The 20,918-nt window shown below is 39.8% G+C and carries 11 protein-coding genes and 1 pseudogene; 5 read left to right on the forward strand and 7 right to left on the reverse strand.

All coding sequences use genetic code 11. The annotated features are described in order from the left end of the window. Window positions 1–5: 5 nt before the first annotated feature. Complete coding sequence (locus tag MJX77_RS15090; protein ID WP_252059533.1) at window positions 6–1,967, reverse strand: TonB-dependent receptor plug domain-containing protein; 1,962 nt, start codon at window positions 1,965–1,967, stop codon at window positions 6–8. Window positions 1,968–2,184: 217 nt separating this feature from the next. Here MJX77_RS15090 and MJX77_RS15095 point away from each other — a divergent pair, with 217 nt between their 5' ends. Beyond that, window positions 2,185–5,346, forward strand: coding sequence for a multidrug efflux RND transporter permease subunit (locus MJX77_RS15095; RefSeq protein ID WP_252059534.1), 3,162 nt, complete (start codon window positions 2,185–2,187; stop codon window positions 5,344–5,346). A 57-nt stretch (window positions 5,347–5,403) separates the two neighbouring features. Here MJX77_RS15095 and MJX77_RS15100 read toward each other — a convergent pair whose 3' ends face one another. The 5 genes and pseudogenes from MJX77_RS15100 to MJX77_RS15120 form a co-directional block, all read right to left on the reverse strand. Next, window positions 5,404–5,592: a phosphopantetheine-binding protein gene (locus tag MJX77_RS15100; RefSeq protein ID WP_235823111.1), complete on the reverse strand. Its 189-nt coding sequence runs from the start codon at window positions 5,590–5,592 to the stop codon at window positions 5,404–5,406. 30 nt (window positions 5,593–5,622) lie between these two features. Next, a pseudogene (locus tag MJX77_RS15105) lies at window positions 5,623–6,273 on the reverse strand (isochorismatase family protein); the annotation flags it as partial. A 21-nt stretch (window positions 6,274–6,294) separates the two neighbouring features. Further along, the gene (locus MJX77_RS15110) at window positions 6,295–7,959 is read right to left on the reverse strand and encodes a (2,3-dihydroxybenzoyl)adenylate synthase (protein WP_252059535.1); all 1,665 of its coding nucleotides are present in this window, start codon (window positions 7,957–7,959) and stop codon (window positions 6,295–6,297) included. Beyond that, window positions 7,956–9,194: an isochorismate synthase gene (locus MJX77_RS15115; protein WP_252059536.1), complete on the reverse strand. Its 1,239-nt coding sequence runs from the start codon at window positions 9,192–9,194 to the stop codon at window positions 7,956–7,958. Before MJX77_RS15115 ends, MJX77_RS15110 begins: the two co-directional genes overlap by 4 nt. A gap of 43 nt (window positions 9,195–9,237) precedes the next feature. Next, on the reverse strand, window positions 9,238–10,008 hold the full coding sequence (locus tag MJX77_RS15120) for an SDR family oxidoreductase (protein ID WP_151988147.1): 771 nt from the start codon (window positions 10,006–10,008) through the stop codon (window positions 9,238–9,240). 266 nt (window positions 10,009–10,274) lie between these two features. Here MJX77_RS15120 and fes point away from each other — a divergent pair, with 266 nt between their 5' ends. From fes to entS, 4 genes are read left to right on the forward strand one after another with little or no spacing between them, the layout of a single operon-like run. Further along, window positions 10,275–11,474 carry an enterochelin esterase gene (gene fes, locus MJX77_RS15125; RefSeq protein WP_252059537.1) on the forward strand — a complete coding sequence of 400 codons (1,200 nt, stop codon included), beginning with the start codon at window positions 10,275–10,277 and terminating at the stop codon, window positions 11,472–11,474. Window positions 11,475–11,503: 29 nt separating this feature from the next. After that, complete coding sequence (locus MJX77_RS15130) at window positions 11,504–11,719, forward strand: MbtH family protein (RefSeq protein WP_005305165.1); 216 nt, start codon at window positions 11,504–11,506, stop codon at window positions 11,717–11,719. A gap of 12 nt (window positions 11,720–11,731) precedes the next feature. Then, window positions 11,732–18,883 (forward strand): non-ribosomal peptide synthetase, encoded by a 7,152-nt coding sequence (locus MJX77_RS15135; protein WP_252059538.1) that lies wholly within the window; start codon window positions 11,732–11,734, stop codon window positions 18,881–18,883. Then, window positions 18,880–20,130 (forward strand): enterobactin transporter EntS, encoded by a 1,251-nt coding sequence (gene entS / locus MJX77_RS15140; protein WP_252059539.1) that lies wholly within the window; start codon window positions 18,880–18,882, stop codon window positions 20,128–20,130. Before MJX77_RS15135 ends, entS begins: the two co-directional genes overlap by 4 nt. A gap of 42 nt (window positions 20,131–20,172) precedes the next feature. Here entS and MJX77_RS15145 read toward each other — a convergent pair whose 3' ends face one another. Then, the gene (locus MJX77_RS15145) at window positions 20,173–20,904 is read right to left on the reverse strand and encodes a 4'-phosphopantetheinyl transferase family protein (RefSeq protein WP_252059540.1); all 732 of its coding nucleotides are present in this window, start codon (window positions 20,902–20,904) and stop codon (window positions 20,173–20,175) included. Window positions 20,905–20,918 lie beyond the last annotated feature (14 nt).

Genomic DNA, 20,918 nt, shown 5'->3' on the forward strand with positions numbered 1-20,918 from the left:
TTAACTTAGAAACTATAAGTCGCTTTTACAAAGTAATTACGGCCATAAAGTTTGGTGTTAAAGGTTTTGTTTTTATCTTCCAGATCAACATCGGTCAGGTTTTTTACGCCATAGTCCAATGTTAAACGTGGTGAAAGTGGTGACGTAAATGTCACATCGTAAGTGGTATAGGCCGGTAACTCTTTAGTTGCAGAGTACATTTGCTTACCCACGTAGCTTACACCTGCATTGACACGGAAGTCTTCAATGGGTGCCCAAGAAATTGAACCATTAGCCAGCCATTCTGGTCGTTCAGTTAAGTCTTTACCTGTAGTTTTATTTTTTGCGTCTAGGTAAGTGGCATTTGCCTTAACACCTAAATTATCCGTGAAATCATAACCACCAGTGAGTTCAACTCCTTTAAGTTCTGCACGGCTCACATTGGTCCAGATTTTTCTAAAATCACCAACTAAACGTGGGTCACCATCACTTAAAGTAATCGCTTCAATCAAGTTCTTCACGTCGTTTTGGAAAATGGTAACGCCAGCATTCCAGTTTGGACGGGTTACAATTAAAGATGCTTCATAGTTGGTGCTTTCTTCTGGTTCTAGGTCGGGATTGCCTCGAATATGGCAACTACCACCACATGAAATCATTGAGTAGTTAATGTCTAACTGAGCAGGAGCTGGAACTTTATAAGCTTGACCAACACCGCCCTTTAAGACCACACCTTCAGCGAGTTGATAAGCTAAATAGGCTTTACCAGTCGATTTGCCATCAAAGTCATCAAAATCGTCGTAACGGCCACCTAAAGTTAATGTCAGTGCATCATTAATATGGGTATCGTTTTGAACAAATACACCGTAACTTTTTTGTTGGTTTTTCCCTGTGCCGATATAACTCACAACGTCTGTAATTTTTTGATCTTTATAATCAAAACCAGCTGTAGCATTATTCATGAGCCAGTCAAAATTCGCGAAAGCACGGCCAATTAAATTTTCTTGCTTATAATTACGACTTTGTGGTGCATCATATTCACTGTCGTAGTCATAAATTTTGGCTGTTTCTTTTCCAATATAAGCTTCTGTTTTCCCCCATCCCCATTTTCCGCGATGAGCAATTCCTACATTGGTACGCTTCATTTCTGACTCTTGAATTGAGGTCGCAGCATCTTGAGTAAGTGGACGCTTATCATTGTTATAGCCTAAATCTAGGTCTAAAGTTTGTTGGTCATTAATATTCCAACTTAATGTACCATTTACGTTTTTGGTGTCTTTTTCTACAAAGTAAGCGCCATCTGGATCTGGTTTGCCATTTCGATACCATGCATCGCGATTATAAGCATCTCCAGCCAAAGTAAAACTTACATTGTCGGTTAGACCGCCATATAAGTTAAATCCGTAACGGAATTGATCTTTACCATTCCCACGGTCAGCTCGGTTATATTGTCCAAAGACCGAACCATGAAGCTGCCCGTCTTCGGCTTTTTTAGTAATAATATTGATTACACCACCCATAGCATCTGCTCCATAGAGAGATGACATCGGTCCTCGAATAACCTCAACACGTTCAATACTATTTAAAGGAATTGCACTCCAGTCAAAGTCATTACCACGCCACATGGCACCATTAGATGACATGCGTTTACCATTAAGTAGAATGAGAGTGTAGTTACCTGATGTATTTAGCATTCCCCGTATAACGATTTTATCTTGACCGCTGTTATAGTTATAAACCCCAGCTTGTTTTTGTAAAACATCAGCAAGGCTCAGCGCCGCACTGCGTTCAATCTCTTCACTCGTGATCACACTAATGGATGCAGGTGCTTTATCTACGTCTTGTTCTTTTAATGCAGCAGAAACCACAATAGTTTTAAGTTTTTGAACTGGTTCACTATTACCCTGCTGTTCACTATCTGTATTTGCTTGAACGGCGAAAGGAAGCAGTGTTGAGATGGCGACCACCAGCGCCTTTTTCGTTAACGTCATTTCTCGGCCCTTATTCTGGATAATGATTACCACATGATAATTATTATCATTTATGATGTGCCGAGCATCATATACGCATGACTTTTACTGATCAAGATAAAAATAATTATTAGTTATATAATGATAATCATTATTGTTTGTGCTGTAAAAACGCGTTACCATTACACTTTCCTGTGCCTAAAAACCTATTTAAAACAATCTTAAAGTAGACATAACAATGCTCTCTCGATTTTTTATCTATCACCCTATCTTTGTTTCTGTCGTTGCAATCACTATTCTTATTTTTGGTTTTCTTGCCACTTTAGCCATGCCTGTCGAACGTTACCCTAACCTTGCTCCACCGGGTGTTACGGTTGTTGCGAACTATCGTGGTGCAGCTGCTGACACAGTCGAAGAAAGTGTGACCCAAATTTTAGAACAACAAATAAAAGGTCTGGATAATTTGCTTTACTTTACGTCCTATAGTGAATCATCAGGAACGAGTAGCATTGATATCCATTTTAAAATTGGCACAGATATTGATAAAGCACAGCTCCAAGTACAAAACCGAATTAATGGTGTATTAAACCGTTTACCTGAGGAAGTTCAAAGACAAGGTGTAAACATATGGAAAACCACGGGCGATATGCTACTTATTGTGGGGCTATATGATGAAACAGGTAAAACCAGCAATATTGATTTGTCTGATTATATGGTGAATCACTTTGAACAACCTTTAAGTCAGTTGCAAGGCATTGGTGAGGTGAATGTTTTTGGTTCAAGCTATGCCATGCGCATTTGGTTAAATCCAAATCAGCTTAGAAATTACCAACTTGTGCCGAGTGATATTGAAAAAGCCCTAGAAGATTATAATACCCAGATTGCTGCGGGTTCGATTGGTGCAATGCCCTCTGCTTCTGACCAAAATATTTATGCAAAAGTAAAAGCAGGTTCACGCTTAAAAACAATAGATGACTTTAAATCGGTGGTGGTTAAAGCAAATGTTGACGGTAGCCTTGTTTATTTAAAAGATGTCGCGAGAGTCGAATTAGGAGCAGAAAATTATGAAAGTATTAACACACTTAATGGCTATCCATCGGCAGGTTTAGGAATTTCTCTAAGTCCAGATGCCAATGCAATCGAGACTTCTGCTCTTATTAAAGAAAAAATGGCCCAGCTTAGCCAGCATTTACCAGCTGGATATAAAGTCGTTTATCCGCGAGACAATACACCATTTATTGAAGAGTCAATTAAGCAGGTCATGATCACTTTGCTTGAAGCAATCGTGCTTGTTGTTATTGTGATGTATCTCTTTTTACAAAATTGGCGTGCAACTCTTATTCCAACCATTACGGTTCCCATCGTCATTAGTGGCACATTTGTGGTGTTGTATTTATTTGGGATGAGCATTAACACACTTACGCTATTTGCCTTGGTTTTAGCGATTGGGTTATTGGTTGATGACACGATTGTAGTCGTGGAAAATGTTGAACGGCTTATGCACGAACAACAGCTAAGTGTACGTGAAGCTTGTTTAATGTCGATGCAAGAGATTAGCGGCGCATTGGTGGGTATTACGCTGGTCTTAACTGCGGTATTTATTCCAATGGCTTTTTTTAGTGGTTCGACGGGTATGATTTACCGTCAGTTCTCTATTACATTAGCAGCAGCCATGTTGTTATCGCTATTTGTAGCCATGACCATTACACCTGCGATGTGCGCAGTTCTATTAAAAAAACATAATAAAAAACCAAAATGGGGACAACTGCTTGAGCTTGCTCTTCAAAAAATCAGATCAGCTTTTAGTTTTTTATCTGTTCGTTTAATCCAGTTCAAAATATTTTCCAGTCTGTTGGTTGTGGGCATCGCGGTTATTCTATTGATGATTTATCGCAGTTTGCCTACAAGCTTTATTCCAAATGAAGATCAAGGATTACTTGCTGTTCCCTATAGCTTGCATAACAGTGCCTCGATGAGCCAAACCGAAGAAATTGGAAGACTCGTCAATAATTATTTCTTTGAACATGAAGGCAAAAATATTAATACCGTACTGGTCGTGAATGGACAAAACTTTTCAGGGAGCGGTCCAAATTTAGGTATGGCCTTTGTTTCGCTTAAACATTGGAATGAGCGTAAAGGAGAAGCCAATACGGCCAGTGCTATTCGTGAACGTGCCCAAGCATATTTACAAAAAAACTTGCCAGCTAAAGTCATGGTAGGAATGCCACCAAGTGTATCTGGGTTAGGTCAATCTGATGCTTTAGAACTTTGGCTTAGAGATGTAAATGGTCAAGGGCGCGATGAATTAATTAAACAATATAAAGCCTTAGAAAAAGAATCTCGAAATTATTCAGCCTTTGAAAATCTAAGTCCTCTTGTGAGTGAAGATAAAGCTGAAGTATTTATTCAACTCGATCAAAATAAAGCCAAAATGTTAGGAATTGACCAACAAGCAATTCGTTCAACACTATCGACTGCTTGGGGTGGAAACTATGTTGGCGATTTTGTTGAGCGAGGTCGAATTAAGAGAATCATTATGCAAGGTGATTCAGAGTTTCGTTCTAAACCCGAAGACTTAGCGTATTGGCATGTACGCAATAACTCAGGTGGAATGCTTTCCCTCGCCCATTTTGCGCAAAGTCAATGGACAGGTGGCCCAGAAGCTCTTACCCGATTTATGGGACTGGCTGCCATTCAACTTGAAGCAAATGTAAGTTCTGGCTTTAGCTCAGGTCAGGCAATGCAACAGTTAAGTGATATGGTCAGTAAACAGTCTGGTATAGATGTCGCATGGAGCGGTCTTTCTTTACAAGAGCAACAATCAAGCCGTCAAGCGATCTATTTATATCTCATTTCTATTTTGTTTATTTTCTTATGCTTGGCTGCCTTATATGAAAGCTGGAAAGTTCCTTTTATTATTTTATTAGGGCTTCCTCTAGGTATTACAGGCACTATTATTTTTGCTTGGATTTTTAAGTTACCTAACGATGTTTACTTTCAAATTGCCCTATTAACAGGTATTGGCTTATCTTGTAAAAATGCAATTCTCATTGTTGAGTTTGCGACTCAAGCACTCAAACAGGGAAAAAGTAAAATCGATGCGGCAAGTGAGGCTTTAAAGCTGCGTTTACGCCCGATTCTGATGACATCTCTTGCCTTTGGTGCGGGTGTGATTCCTTTAATTTTCGCCACAGGTGCAGGCGCTGCGAGCAGATATGAAATTGGAATGAGCGTATTTGGTAGTGTGGTGTTTGGTACTTTACTGGTACCGCTATTTACTGTGTTCTTCTTTGTTGTGGTTCATAGTTTACCGAGTTTTCAGTGGGCAATGAGCAAACCATGGTTGAATCGAGCTTTGAGATTTAACAGCCGTATAAAAAAGGACAATACATCCTTTTAAAAGTTAGAATAAAAAAATGGCAGATATTAAATCTGCCATTTTTTTATTCTTTTCAATTTAGGCGACTAACTTATCAATCCAAACTTCTAGAGTTGGTTGTTCAGCTAAATCTTCAAAGCTTACCTGTGCGCCGTAAGCTTGCCATTTACCCACTAATGTCATGAGTCGTACCGAATCAAGTCCAAGCATGAGTAAATCATCATTTAACTGAATGTCTGATGCAGGAATTTGAAGCTGTTCACTCACTGCCAAAACAATACCTTCTTCAGTGAGTGGTGAGACTGCTTGTTCAAGCGCCCAAGCTCGTGTGACTTGCTGAGTTGTCATGACTTGCCCACAACGTGTACTTGCATATTTTAAAGCCATATCATGTTCTTCACGGCTAAAGTCAGCAAGTGCATCTCCGCATAAAAACGGCTGAATGTTTAGCATAAAGGCTTCTGCCGCACTCATGAGGCAACCAATATGGGCATAAACACCACAAATGATGAGTTGATCGCGGTTTGACTCACGCATAAGTTGTTCGAGTGGAGAAAATTTAAAAGCGCTATAACGCCATTTTGTTAAGACAGTATCATTTTTATCAGGCGTAATTTCCGGCAAAATTTGGGTAATATATGGATCATCTTTTAGACCAGTTCCCCAAAAGTCCGTTAATAACTGGCGATGTTCAGGTGTCTGGTTACCAGGCTGTGCAGTATAGACCACAGGGATATTAAACTTACGCGCAGTTTCAATCAGTTCTTTGGTATTTTTAATGAGCTCTGGAATAGGCGCTTGAGTTTGATCATAAAAATCTAAAAAATATTGCTGCATATCATGTACTAATAAAACAGCACGATCAGTATGCAACTGCCAATGTGTTTTATTCGCCGTAAATTCGTGCGCTTGTGGCATGCTGTAACTGGCAATTTTAGGAATACTCATCAAATTTTTCCTTTTTTATCTTTAAGCAAGAACATTGGTGTTGGTTTCAAATTGTTGACGTAATCTTTTTTTGTCGATTTTTCCAAAGGCTGTATATGGAAATTGCTCGATAAATTCGACTCGATCGGGAATTTTGTAGGTTGCAAGTCCATAGTCTTTTAGATGTTGACGAACTGACATTGCAAGGCGAATTGGGCTTGGATCATCAGCGTGTACTTGCCATGCGACAAAGGCACAGCTCTTTTCACCCATGATTTCATCAGGCATAGCGACCAGTGCTGCTGAACGAATTTGTGGATGAGTTAATAAAGCTTGTTCAACTTCTTCTGTCGCAATTTTTTCACCAGCACGATTGATTTGTTCTTTTGAACGGCCTTCCACAACAATGCAACCATCTTCGCGAATACGTACTAAATCGCCTGTTCGATAAAAACCATCCGGTGTAAAAGATCGTGCATTGTGTTCTGGTGCTTGATAATAGCCGCGAATGGTATAGGGACCGCGCGTTAGCAAATGCCCTACCTCTCCAGCTTCTACTGGCTGATCATTATCATCCAGTACTAAAATTTCATCATCTAGTGAGATTTTTAAACCTTGGGTATGGATAATTTGCTCTTTCGTCATGTCAGAATGGGTGTAATTCACCAGCCCTTCAGCCATGCCAAAAACTTGTTGTAGATTGACTTGGAACTCATCAATCAAGCGTGTGGCAACTGCATCGGGTAAACGCGCTCCTCCGACTTGTAAGCAACGCAGAGTCGACAATATTGGATCTTGATCTTTCGCTGCTTTATCCATCCAAGGTCGAACCAAAGCAGGAACCAAGCAAGCATCAGTTACACCGTGTTTTTTGATCAATGAAAAAGCAGTTTCAGGGCTTGGATCAGTTCCTAAAACCACAGCCCCGCCCGAATAAAAAATACCTAAAGAACCGGCCGAGCTCATTGAAAAGTTATGTGCCGCGGGTAAAACCATAAGTAAGCGTGATGACTGATTAAGACGGCAGATTTTCGCGCTCTCACGTACGCTATATAAATAGTCGTCATGGGTACGTGGAATCAGTTTAGGAACCCCGGTACTTCCACCTGAAAGTTGTAAAAAAGCAACCTGATCTGCCAAAGATGGCGAGATAGCTTCATCTAAAATATGGGTTTCTTTTAATAGATTTTGAATGGCTATAAATTTGCCGACATTTCCAAGTACAAATACATGTTGTAAACAAGGAACGGTTTGCTGAAGCTTTTCGGCGAGCTCTCGGTAGTCAAATTTTTGTGCACCAAAATCAGCACAGAAATAAGCTTTTGCTTGAGTTTGTTTAAAAAAACTACTGAGTTCTGCAAAGCGATGTGCAGGTAAAGACATCACAGGTAAAGCACCAAGCCGAATCAGTGCAAAAAATAAAACATAGAACTGATAGTGATTTGGCATCTGTACAACTGCTTTATCACCCGCTCTTAGTCCATGTTGATATAAGTGGCTTGTACAGTAATCAACTAAATGATCAAACTCAGCGTAATTAACGGCTTTATCACCATCATATACTGCAATATTTTGCGGGTATTTTTGAGCACTTTCACGCAAGAAATCACTCAAGTTCTGTCCAAGCCAGTAACCTTTTTTACGGTAAATCTCAGCAAATTCTGCTGGATATGGCACGGCACCATCCAGATAAACCTGTGTTGTCATGTGTTTGGTCCTTGTATTGGCAATTGATTTGGTGAAATCTGGAAACCGTCCAGTACAGTACGAAATTTAGCGGCAGTTTCAGCATGCTCAGCTTGTGGTCGAGATGCCTCCACAATCCCTGCCCCAGCAAATAAACGGGCAATGTTTTGATAGATTCGGGCACAGCGCACAGTCACCGACCATTCACCATTACCGTGTTCATCTGCCCAACCCATGGTTCCTGCAAATAATTCACGGTTAAATGGTTCAAGTTGCTGAATTAGTTCTTTCGCAATTGGACTAGGCTCCCCACAAATTGCGGGTGTTGGGTGCAAGCGTTCAATTAAGTCAAAAACATGTGTATCGGCTTTCTTAAGTTCGCCATTAATATGTGATGCCAAGTGCCAAAGGCGTTTGGTACGAATCAGGGATGGTTGTTTAGGTACTTTTAACTGCTTACAAAAAGGTGTGAGCTCATCGGCAATCATTTCGATGACGAGTGCATGCTCATGTTGATCTTTTTGTGAAGCAAGTAATGCTCTGGCGTTGTTTTGGTCTAGGGTTGGATCGTCATCACGAGCCAATGTGCCAGCAACCGGTTTACTCCAGATTCTTGTATTTTGCTTTGCAATTAAAAGTTCGGGGCTTGCACCGACAAACCATCCTTCATTTTGAGGATGCCTCGCGACTGCATAGTTATAGCCTTCGGGATTATGCTTGGCTAAGTTATAAAATAAGTCCGAGACAGGAATATTTTGTTCAAATTCAAGTTGTAAAATACGAGCAAGTACGGCTTTATCAAGTTTTTTTGCTTGCATTTGTTGAACTAAATACTCAACTTGCTGTTGGTAATGTTCACCTAAAGGGAAATAATCCGCCTTTTCTAAAGATAAAGAACCAAAATCAATATCAGATTGTGCATAGAGTACTTTCTGATAGATTTTTGCATTTTGCATTAGCATTAAATTGACATCGGCTGCCGAGCAAAATGGTAGTCCACCCATAATCTTGACGTCTTTATAACCGTCATTCATTGCAAGTTCTAATTGAGCTCGTGCTTCATCTAACCAATCTTTTAAAAGGCTATTTTTAGCGACTTGAATATCTCGTAATTTTTGATGACTATTGATGGTGTATTCTGGCGTTGTAAAAATAAAACCTGCGTCATTTCCACAATTCAAAATTTCTTGGGCTAATGCAACGCGGCTTTCAGTAAAATTTTCTCGTTGGATAAAATACGGATGCTGTGCCGACATCTCGCAACTCCTTATCAGTTATTTTGTTGTAATGAATGAATGTTTACACGCCTAAAGTGGCTCCTCCATCAACCACAATTTCTTGCATGGTAATTTGTGCAGCTTGATCAGAAAGTAAAAAGCTGACTGTATTCGCAATATCTTCAGGCTGGGCTAATTTTCTTAAGGGAATGCCTGTACGGTATTGGCTTAAATCTCCATCGATTACCGCAGGCGGAGGTGAATTATCTGTCCAAAGCTGCTGCTGCATTTGAGTTAGCGTAGAGCCTGGTGAAACAATATTAAGCCTTACTTGGTGGGGTGCGATTTCAAGTGCAAGATTACGGCAGTAATGGCTCAGTGCAGCTTTACTCGTTGCATACATGCCAAGTTGTATACGTGGCATACGTGAACTGTTCGAGCTAATCGTGACAATACTTCCCTGCTTTTTTTCACAAAAGTGCTTGGCAAGTTGTTGACTTATTGCGATGGGTGCCATGACATTTACAGCGAAAAGTGTTTGCCAGTCTTCTGTTTTTGCCTCAAGCATAGAACGCATAATCAATACGCCCGCCGCATTCACTAAACCCGTTACGCTATGTTTGTTTAAAATATCTGTAATGAGCTTCGCTGTTGTTTCTTGATCAGTAATATCTTGCTGAAAGCCATGCCAACGCGATATTTCACTGTCTTGTAGCTTTTGAGTGACTTCCCATTGTTCGGGATTTTCCTGTCGGTCGATGCCGATCACTTGATACCCTTGCTGCAATAATTTTTTTGTAATAGCAGCTCCAATACCTCTTGCAGCACCTGTGACTACGATGGTAGAGCTCATGTTTTACTCCAGTTTGACTCGAATAGTAAATTCCGCCACATGATTGCAAATAATTATCATTATTATCAAGTGCGATAAATATCAAACATAAGATTACAATCTAAATCAAGTTATTTATTAACCAAGAATTCGACCTATTTTATTGATTTTTAAAAATTTTAATAAAACCTGTCTTTTTTTATTGATTATAATGATAATTGTTTTCATTTACTAATGAGAATCATTTTGTTAATTTGACCGCGCTTTCTTGTCGAGATGGACTCAAAATGAAGCCATTTTCTCATCCCTTACATCCCCTATTTCAACAACTCAATGTTGGGAGTGAGGTCTGGTGGAATACCATTAAAAAAATAGGTAGTCCGCTAGTTAACCTACAAAAAAATAAAGCGCTCTGTACCTTTGTTTGGCGTGGTCCTGAGCCTAAAGAAAGTATCTTTGTCTATATTGATATTTATTCACAAAGCTCTTCTATCTATCAAAAGTGGAATCGATTTAGCCATATAGCTGGGACAGATGTGTACTTCTTTGAAATAGAGCTGCCGTTAGCTTGGACTGGTAGTTATGTTGTAGTGACTGCTAGTGAAGAAGCGCCAGAAACAGATTGTTCGGTAACACGCCGCTTATGGTGGCAGACACAACTTAAACAAAATGCTCAAATTGACTCATTTAATCAAAATGAGTTTTATATGGGACATCTGGCCCGATACATCAATCAAATTCAACTCGAAAACACAAAATCTTTAATAAGCAATTGCCCAATTACAAAGACATTCCAATGGTCAAGTCGCTTATGCCAACAAGACTATTTGGTCGACATTTTTATTAGTCATCAATCGGCTCAAGAAGTCTTGCCTCTCGTTATATTGCTTGATGGCCAAATCTGGAGTCGAGAGCTTTCGATTCTGCCAGAAATTCAACATCTGACTGATTTAAATAAGATTCATCCAGCTGTTTATGTTTTTGTTCATAGTTTAAATAGTCAACAACGCCAACAAGATTATGGTTGCCATGATGCATTTAGTCAGGCGTTGGTTGATGAACTTATTGAAATACTCTTAAAAGAATATTCTTTTATTTCTAAAACAGATATTACGTTATGTGGTCAAAGTTTAGGTGGATTATGCGCTTTACATAGCGCCTTGTTGTTTCCGACCATTTTTACTTCCCTGATTTTGCAATCTGGATCTTATTGGTGGTCAGATTTTTCGAACAGTACGTTAGGTCAAAAATATAAAGGAAATATTTTAGAACTGCTTCAAAACCGATCTCATCCATTATCAAAAACAACTCGAATTTATATCAGTGCCGGCACGTATGAAACCGATATGCGGGACGATGCCCTTCAGCTTTATCAACAATTGCAATCATTCAATCAAGTGAGTTTTCACACTTTTCAGGGCGGACATGATGCCGTGAACTGGCGTACTGACTTGCTTAAGGCATTGCAACAAACTCTTTCACTATAACCATTTGTTTCATCAAGGATAACAATATCATGAGCAACTTACAGGAAAACTATATTAATCCTTTCGATAATGAAAGTTTGTCTTTTCAGGTTTTAAAAAATCAACAAGGTGAGTTCAGTTTATGGCCTGCTCAACATCAGGTGCCATCGGGGTGGGATATTCAGCATGGCCCGGATACGCGGGCTTCGTGTATTGCATATGTAGAAAAGCACTGGCTTGCAATTAACCCCTTTCAACAAGCGTAAAGGAGTATTGTCATGAATCAAGCATTAAACAATGAATTTACTCCGGACCTTTCTCAACCAGCTCGTTTTGAATTGGCATCTACTCAGCTCGGCATTTTCCTTGCCGATCATTTAAGTTCAATTGAAGATTTATATACCATTGCGCATTGTTTGGAACTACCAAAAACTGTCGATATCCCAACGTTTAAAAAAGCGATTCAGATCGGCTTAAATGAAGCCGATACGGTCATTGCTTCATATTCATCTGACCCGTCTCAACCGTTTATTGAGCTTAATAACCAAGTTCAGTTTCAAATTGAAGAATTTGATTTTTGTCATTTAACGCCTAAAAAGGCTCAACAACGTTTATGGGACTGGATGCCATCAGATCGTCAATGTGCTAAATCACTTAAAGCTGGTGAATCTCAACTGTTTCGTCAGGTGTTATTTACGACGCATGATAAAGTGTATTGGTATCAACGTTATCACCACATCATGCTGGATGGCTTTAGCATGATTAACCTGACCAAACGTATTGTTGAACTCTATCAACAATTACAAGAAGGAAAAGATCTTTCGGTTTCTCCGTTCATTAGCGTTAATGATGTTATTTCGGAACGTCAAGCTTATGAAAATAGCCATCAATTTAAGCAAGATCAGAACTTCTGGAAGTCATATTGTGAAGATTTACCAAGTCCTGTCACTTTAAGTACTCATCATTTAGCAGCAAAAACCACAGCGACATTTATTAAGCATCAGCTGCGTTTTTCAACAGGAATTTTAGAGCAGATTCAAGCTTTAGCTGCACAATCTAAATTAGCTTTGAATGACATGATGATGTCATTGTCATTACATTATATTTACAAAATGACCGATAAAGCCGATTTGGTTAACGGTATTCCATTTATGCGTCGTTTAGGTTCAAAAGCGATTCGCTCAACCTTACCGACGGTAAATGTCTTGCCTGTGAAGTTTAAAGTTGCTGAAAAAGACAGTTGGGTAAGCTTAGCTCAACATGTACAAGAGCAATTACGACAAATTCGTCCGCATCAGAAATACGATGCCGAACAAATTTTAAGAGATTTAAATAGTATCGATATTCATGAACGAATGTACGGCCCTATTTTAAACTATAAAGCTTTTGATCAAGACTTGATCTTAGATGGTGAAAAGGTCAAAACACACCATATTTCTACAGGACCAATTGATGATTTTGAGTTTTCCTTTATTGTTCAAGATCATGAACTCATTATCGAACTACGTGCAGATTCGCAGCGTTATAGACAAGATGAACTATTTAACCATGGTCAACGCTTAACTTTATTACTTGAACAGGCTCTAATTCGTCCAGAACAGGCATGTAGCAATTTTAATATTACGACACCACAAGAGCTTGCTGCCCTGACCCAAAGTGGTATTGGTCCACGTGTTAGCCATCCTGAACAATATAATAATGTTCTAGATATTTTTTATGAGCAAGTTAAGAAGTATCCCGAACGTACCGCAATTGTGAGTGGTGAACGTCCAAACCTTCAGCATCTTAGTTTTGCTGAGCTTGCAGTACAAGTGAATCAACTCACTCGTTTTTTACAAGAAAATGGTGCCAAAAAGCAAACTGTCATTGCTGGAGCTATTCCTCGTTCGATTGACTCAGTTGTAGTGATGTTATCTGTACTCAATTCTGGTGCGAGTTTCTTACCTCTCGATTTAGATTATCCAATCGATCGTATGCAAATGATGTGTGAAGATGCAAATCCATTATTTGTATTAACCACACAAGCTCTTGCACAGCAACTACCACAAAATATTCAGCAGTTATATCTTGATCATGAAGATGTTCAAACACAAATTCGAAAGCAAGATGCGAGTGATATTCCTGCCGAAAATCGTAAATTTGATTTCCAAGACGTCGCTTATGTAATTTTTACCTCAGGTAGTACTGGCCGCCCTAAGGGGGTAATGAACACACATGGTTCTTTACTCAACCTCATTTTGTCACATAAACCAACCATTTACTGGCCTGTATTAGAAGCTGTAAATGAGCGTTTTCCTGAGCGTCCGTTACGTGCAGCGCATACACACTCTTTCTCGTTTGACTCATCTTGGTTACAAGTTTTCTGGATGCTCTGGGGCCAAGAGCTACATATTTTTGATGAAAACATGCGTCGAGATGCATTTGGTTTAGTGCAAGAAATTCAGCAACGACAAATCGATACACTTGATTTGCCGCCATCTTTTTGTGCGCAAATGATGACGAATGGTTTATTTGCTGAAAATCAGCATCACCCAAGTCTTATTTTGATTGGTGGTGAAGCTGCACCTTTAGCTTTATGGCAACAGCTGAATGCTCAGCCAGCGCTTTTTGCTCATAACTTATATGGCCCAACAGAGTATACGGTTGATACTTTCCGAGCAGAATTAAAACAGACAGCTCGCCCTGTCATTGGTAACCCTATTGGTAATACACAGGCCTATGTACTAGATCGCCACTTGCAACGATGCTCAACTGGTGTCATTGGTGAACTTTATATTTCTGGTTTTGGGATTGCCAATGGTTATTTAGGTCGCGCTGACTTAAGTGCTGCCCGCTTTGTAGCGAATCCATTTGAACATGGACAGCGCATGTACCGTACAGGTGATTTAGTCCGCTGGAATAGCGCGGGTAAACTTGAATTTATGGGGCGCTGTGATGACCAGATTAAAATTCGTGGTTATCGAGTTGAGATTGGTGAAGTTGAAAATGCACTTTCGATTTTAGCCAATGTTGAAAGCGCAGTCGTGATTGCAGAACCGATTAATAACAGTCATCGTTTACTCGGTTATTGTGTGGTCAAAGACATTGAACTCGATGAAAAAACCAGTGAACAATTAAGTCAGCAATATTTAAGTCAGTTACGTCAAAACTTACCTGAATATATGGTGCCATCTGCCCTGACTGTTATGTCCGAATTTCCACGAAATGTAAGTGGTAAAGTTGATAAAAAAGCATTACCAAAGCCTCAAATTCGTACCCATACCCGAATGGCCGAAACGTCTGAACAACAACTTTTATGTCAAATTACTGCATCTGTTCTTAAGCTTGACGCAATTGGAATTGATGACGACTTCTTTATGACAGGTGGCGATAGTATTTCGGCCATTATGCTTTGTACTCAATTACGCCAACGTGGGTATGGCTTAAGACCAAGTGATGTATTCCAATTTAAAACAGTCGCCGCTATGGCACCACAACTCACCCGTTTAGATGAGCAACAAGCGGCCGTTTCAAAACCTTTACTTTCAGCAGACCTAGAACAAAAGGTTCAAGAAAAATATGGAAAAAACAGCACGATTTTGCCTTTGCTTCCTTTGCAAAAAGGCATGCTATTCTTATCTCAAGTAGAAAATCAATCAAACTATAATGCCTTTACTCGCCTTAGCTTAAATGGAGATATTGATCCGGTACTTTTGCAGCAAGCGTTGATTACCGTATTAAAACGTCACCCTCAATTAGGCGGACATTTTGATAGTGAATTAGCTGAAGAACCTGTTTTTATCTATTCATTACACCCTACTCAAGCTTGGCCAGTTCAGTTTTGCTCAGTCACTCCCGATCTGCTTGAGCAAACTATTCAAGAGGCATTGCAACAACCGATTCAGCTCGACCAACCCTATGGCTTAATTCGGGCAACCTTAATTCAACATGCTCCAGAACATTCAGAATTATTGATTATGGTGCATCATCTGTTAACAGATGGTTGGTCAACTCCGCTGTTTTTACAAGACTTTATTAAAGCTTATCAGCAAACTAATCAACAATTACCTGTGCTTGAATATAGTTATGAAACAGTGATTAAAGCTTTATCTGCACGTGACCATGAAACATCAAAAGTAATTTGGCACCGTGATTTAGCAGATTTACAACCACTTATTTTATTTAATCAAGCACAGCAAGCTGTACAGGAAACTTCATATCGTTTAAGTGCTGAGTTGGGTGCGAAACTTCAACACAAATTACGCCAGCAAGGCATCACGCTTAATGTCTTCATGCAAATGATCTGGGCAATGACTTTAAATATTTATGCTCATCGTGAAGATATTGTGTTTGGCACTCCTGTTTCTGGGCGTTCAGCACCTATCAATGGCTTAGATCAGCAGATCGGATTGTTTTTAAATACGATTCCAGTGCGTGTAAAGCTCAACATGCAACAAACACTTTGGGAACAATTGACTCAGTTACAGCAATTGCATGTTGAACATTTAGAACATGATGGTTTAGGACTGGGTGCAATTCAGCAATTGATGGCTCAAGGTAATCTTTTCGATAGTTTGTTAGTCGTAGAAAACTACCCTGATAACCAGTATTTACAGCAAAAACTTGGTGATGCTGCGATTTCAAAACTCACAAATCGTGGTTATAGCCATTACCCGCTTGCTTTGCTGGTTATTCCCGATCATCAAATTGAGCTATTACTCGAGCAGCGTGGTGTAATTAATCAGCCTGAACACTTCCTTGAGCGAATGGTTCAATTGATTGAAATTGCATTAAATGAACCAGAGACTTCTCTAGCTCATTATCGCTTACAACTGGCCGAAGAACGCGATTTAATCCAGAAAACAAATCAAACTCAATACTATGTTCGCCAGAGCACGTTACAGCAATTACTCAGAGAACAAGCTCGAATTACGCCTGAACAAACGGCGTTATCAGATGAAAATCATCAGCTCAGTTTCAGTGAAGTGCGTTTGCAAGTTTGTGCGTTAGCGCAGCAATTACAAAGTGCGGGTGTACAGGCTGGAGATATTGTTGCGGTTGCCCTACCAAGATCAGTCAAACTGAGTATTGCCATTTTAGCGGTGATTGAAGCAGGTGCAGCTTATTTACCTATTGATTTACAACATCCGTCCGAACGTATCAAATTTATGTTGCAGGATGCCAAATCTAAACTTGTGATTGGTGAACAAAAAGATCTAGCTGCTATTGCCCCTCCATCAATAGCTACCTTTGCTTTTAATGAATTGTTTGATGAAACGCAGGTTGATTTAAGTAGCTATAAAACGACAGTCATTACGCCACAGCATCCAGCCTATTTAATCTATACGTCAGGTACAACAGGCCAACCAAAAGGTGTTATGGTTTCTCACCAAGCCATTGTGAACCGTATTTTATGGATGCAATCAGAGTATCCACTGTCAGCAACCGATACGATTTTGCAAAAAACGCCATGCACTTTTGATGTTTCGGTATGGGAATTTTTCTGGTCATATTTAGTTGGTGCACGATTGGTTATGGCACCTGTGGATGCACACCGTGATCCATTGGCATTATTAAGCCTCATTCAAAAATATCATGTAACAACATTACATTTTGTCCCTTCAATGTTGGCTATTTTTGAAAATGCTGCTACCGAAATTTTGTCATCTGCTCAGCGTCAAAGTTTACCAATCCGCCGAGTGTTCTGTAGTGGTGAGGCATTACCAACGGCTTTAGCAAAATCCTTTACCGAGCACTTTAGCTGTGAGCTACATAACTTATATGGCCCAACGGAAGCTGCGGTAGATGTGAGTTATATAGACGCAACACTGGGATTACACCCAGAAGAAAGTAGCGTTGCAATTGGATATCCAGTCTGGAATACCCAGCTTTATATTTTAGATCAATACTTACGCCCTGTTCCTGTTGGAGTGGACGGTGAGCTTTATTTAGCGGGCCATCAACTGGCCATGGGTTATTTACATCGAGCAGACTTAACAGCAACTCGTTTTGTGGCAAATCCATTCGCAGCAGGTCAACGCATGTACCGCACTGGTGATATTGCCCGTTGGCATGCAGACGGCAGTATTCAGTATGTGGGCCGTTCTGATGACCAGTTAAAGATACGTGGGCAACGTATTGAACTGGGTGAAATTGAACAACAATTATGCTTAATCAGCGATCTTGATGTGGTTGTACATCCTATTTCTTCTGAACAAAATAAAGCTGATGTTGAATTGGTCGCTTACTTGCAAACAATAGCACCTGTGGACATCGACCAGTTAAAGAAACAATTGGCAAAACAGCTTCCTGCATATATGGTGCCGACACACTATGTGTTGGTCGAGCAATTCCCATTAAGTCATAATGGTAAGCTGGATCGTAAAGCACTGCCGCAACCACAACTTAACCCTTCAAATACAGAAAAACAGTACGCCACCACTACTTTTGAACATGAACTGACACGTATTTTCCAGCAAGTTTTAAATATGGATCAAAATATTGGTGTTAACGAAGATTTCTTTGCCATTGGTGGGCATTCTATTTTGGTGATGAAGCTCGCAATTGAAATCCGAAAAGTATTTAAGCGGACCATTCCAATTGGTCAGTTGATGAGTCATGTCACGATTCAACGTTTAGCAGCTTTACTTCTTACACAAGAACGTTTGGCAGAAGTTGAACAAACTGGCATGCAAACAATTTTACCCATCCGTTCTGGCTCAGGGCATCCATTGTTCTGTTTCTTCCCTGGTTCTGGTTCGGCATGGCAATATACGGTTCTGAATCGTTATCTACATTCTGATTTACCCATTATTGGATTGCAGTCACCTCGACCAGATGGCCTATTGGCAAATTGTACTGATATGGACGAACTGGTTGAAAAACAACTTGAGATTATTCGCAAGCAACAACCAACAGGACCTTATACTTTATTAGGTTATTCACTTGGCGGCACTGTGGCTTATGCAGTTGCAGCAAAGCTCACTGAACAAGGTGAAAAAGTTGATTATCTCGGCTTATTAGACACTTACCCTGCTGAAATTCATCAGTGGTTAGATTTGTCGGTAGAGGAAATGAATGCTGAAGCTGAACAAGAACAGCTTCAATTCTTTAATGATATTTTAGCCGATGCAGATACGGCTTTAAGTGAAGAAACCCGCCGTTTACAAGAGGATATTTTCGCAAACTATCGCGATGCGGTCCGTTTATTAAAACCTTATAAGATGCCACATTTTGACGGTGAACTACACTTAGTTGTCGCTGAAAAAGACTTGCTACCGTATATCCAACCAGAACAACAATGGTCGCCTTTAGTTAAAAAACTCAATATTGTTCGACTAAATGAAGCTGACCATACCGATATATTGTCTCCGCAGCAGCTTGAAACACTGGGTCCAATTTTAAACCGCATGATTTGTCAGGCGCGCGGTTTAGAGGAGCACACGCCATGAGTTTCAAATCTATATTGACCGATTTTAGTCTTTTAAAACGTAATGCACATTTCCGACATGTATTTATTGCCCGCACATTGTCATTGTTAACAATTGGCATGTTGGTCGTGGCTATTCCAAAACAAGTCTATGACATTACGGGTAACTCGCTTAACGTTGCCGTTGCAATGGCTTTTGAAGGCATTGCTATGTTTATTGGCTTGTTACTTGGTGGTTTGCTGTCAGATCGCAAAGACCGAAAATGGCTGATTTTATTGGCACGTGGTGTGTGTGGTTTAGGCTTTGCAGGCCTCGCCATCAACGCCATGTTTGAGCACCCGTCGCTCTATGCTATTTATTTTTTATCGGCATGGGATGGTTTCTTTGGTGCACTGGGTGTAACGGCAATGATGTCCATCATGCCTGTGATTGTAGGGCGCGAAAATATTGTACAAGCCCGTGCAATTAGTATGGTATCCGTACGTCTTGCAACCGTTATTTCACCAGCAATCGGCGGTATATTAATTGCTGCTAGTGGTGTTGCAACTGTGTATTGGGTCTCAACGGTGGGTACTTTACTTACCGTATTTTTATTGATGGGCTTACCTTCGCTCAAACCGCAACATGCATCAAATGGCGAAAGTCCTCTTCGCCAATTAGCTCAAGGGTTTAAGTTTGTTTTTAAAAATAAAGTGGTTGGTAGCACCATTTTAATTGGAACACTGCTCAGTTTTAGCAGTGCTATTCGTATTATTTTTCCGCAAATGGCAGATGAAATTTTTCACGGCGGCGCATTTGAACTCGGACTTATGTATTCGGCCGTACCTTTAGGCTCGACTTTAGGCGCCTTATTGAGTGGATGGACAACAAGGTTACTCAAACCCGGCTTAGTCATGCTCTATACGTGCTTAGGTGTTTTTAGCTGCATGATTATGATTGGACTTTCACCGTGGCTCATCGTGACTTTACCAATTTTATGTGTGTTTGGATATTTGATGTCGATTGCCAACTTGCTTCAATACAGTATTGTGCAAGGACATACACCTGATGAATATTTAGGACGTATTAATTCAATCTGGCTCGCACAAGATGCATTAGGCGATTCGATTGCCACTACAACTTTAGGTCTCTTAACTAGGTTTTTACCAATATCAGGAAGTATCCTCTTCTTTGGCATACTAAGCTTTGCAGTAGGATTTATGTTCCTATTCAACTCTCAAGATATGCGTGAAACAGGATTCCAAGATCCTAAATTACAAGAAAATTAATCTCTAAATAAAAAAGAAGGCAATTCGTTGCCTTCTTTTGTTTTAAGCAGAATGATGTGCCTGAAAAACCCAAGTCATAATATGGTCTTGTTCTACAGCCCAGCCACCTTGATATTGTTCTAAGAGTTGATAGCGCTGTTGAATTTCCGGCAAAAAAGTTAGTGTTAATATTTGATTTTCAAAATTAATGTCAACGATAGATGATTCTAAGAAATCGATATATTGCTTTGCATTGGGATAAACCGCTTTATATAGGCTTTCTTTTACAGAGAAAATTAAGCTCACATAACGGGCAAAATCAAAAAACTCGCAGGCTTTAGTTTTCCATAAATCAAACTCAGATGGTGTTAAAACAAGATGTGCACTCTCTTGAGCAAATTCTGAGGTCACCCAGTGCTCAATATCAATTCCCAAATAAACCGCATGGTTAGATAGCGCAACAATTAACTTATTTTGTGAATGACTAATACTACCCAAAACACGAGAGGGCCAAATGGGTAAATGTTCATACATAGAGGTTATTGGCTGATCTAAACCGAAATGATGATTTAAAACAGCCTGAGCTAAGACCCTGCCACATAAGTACTCATTTTTACGTTCGACACGCGCTTGAGCAATTTTTAGGGGATGCTCTAATCGTTGGTCTATATGCAAATGCGTTGTTTGCGATAAATCTAGCCCATAACAAAATAGCTGTGATGTAAGAAAAATAGGACTCGAGATTTCATAAATTGATTTACTGATTTGTTCAGGAATGTATAGATAATGACTCACTGTATTCGACTTCA

The organism is Acinetobacter sp. AHP123 (assembly GCF_023757925.1).
Taxonomy (GTDB): domain Bacteria; phylum Pseudomonadota; class Gammaproteobacteria; order Pseudomonadales; family Moraxellaceae; genus Acinetobacter; species Acinetobacter oleivorans.

Excerpts from the sequence above, each read along its gene's own strand:
- fes (WP_252059537.1), top strand. The coding sequence starts at position 10,275 with ATGAAGCCATTTTCTCATCCCTTACATCCCCTATTTCAACAACTCAAT.
- entS (WP_252059539.1), top strand. The coding sequence starts at position 18,880 with ATGAGTTTCAAATCTATATTGACCGATTTTAGTCTTTTAAAACGTAAT.
- MJX77_RS15130 (WP_005305165.1), top strand. The coding sequence starts at position 11,504 with ATGAGCAACTTACAGGAAAACTATATTAATCCTTTCGATAATGAAAGT.
- MJX77_RS15115 (WP_252059536.1), bottom strand. The coding sequence starts at position 9,194 with ATGTCGGCACAGCATCCGTATTTTATCCAACGAGAAAATTTTACTGAA.
- MJX77_RS15120 (WP_151988147.1), bottom strand. The coding sequence starts at position 10,008 with ATGAGCTCTACCATCGTAGTCACAGGTGCTGCAAGAGGTATTGGAGCT.
- MJX77_RS15135 (WP_252059538.1), top strand. The coding sequence starts at position 11,732 with ATGAATCAAGCATTAAACAATGAATTTACTCCGGACCTTTCTCAACCA.
- MJX77_RS15090 (WP_252059533.1), bottom strand. The coding sequence starts at position 1,967 with ATGACGTTAACGAAAAAGGCGCTGGTGGTCGCCATCTCAACACTGCTT.
- MJX77_RS15110 (WP_252059535.1), bottom strand. The coding sequence starts at position 7,959 with ATGACAACACAGGTTTATCTGGATGGTGCCGTGCCATATCCAGCAGAA.
- MJX77_RS15095 (WP_252059534.1), top strand. The coding sequence starts at position 2,185 with ATGCTCTCTCGATTTTTTATCTATCACCCTATCTTTGTTTCTGTCGTT.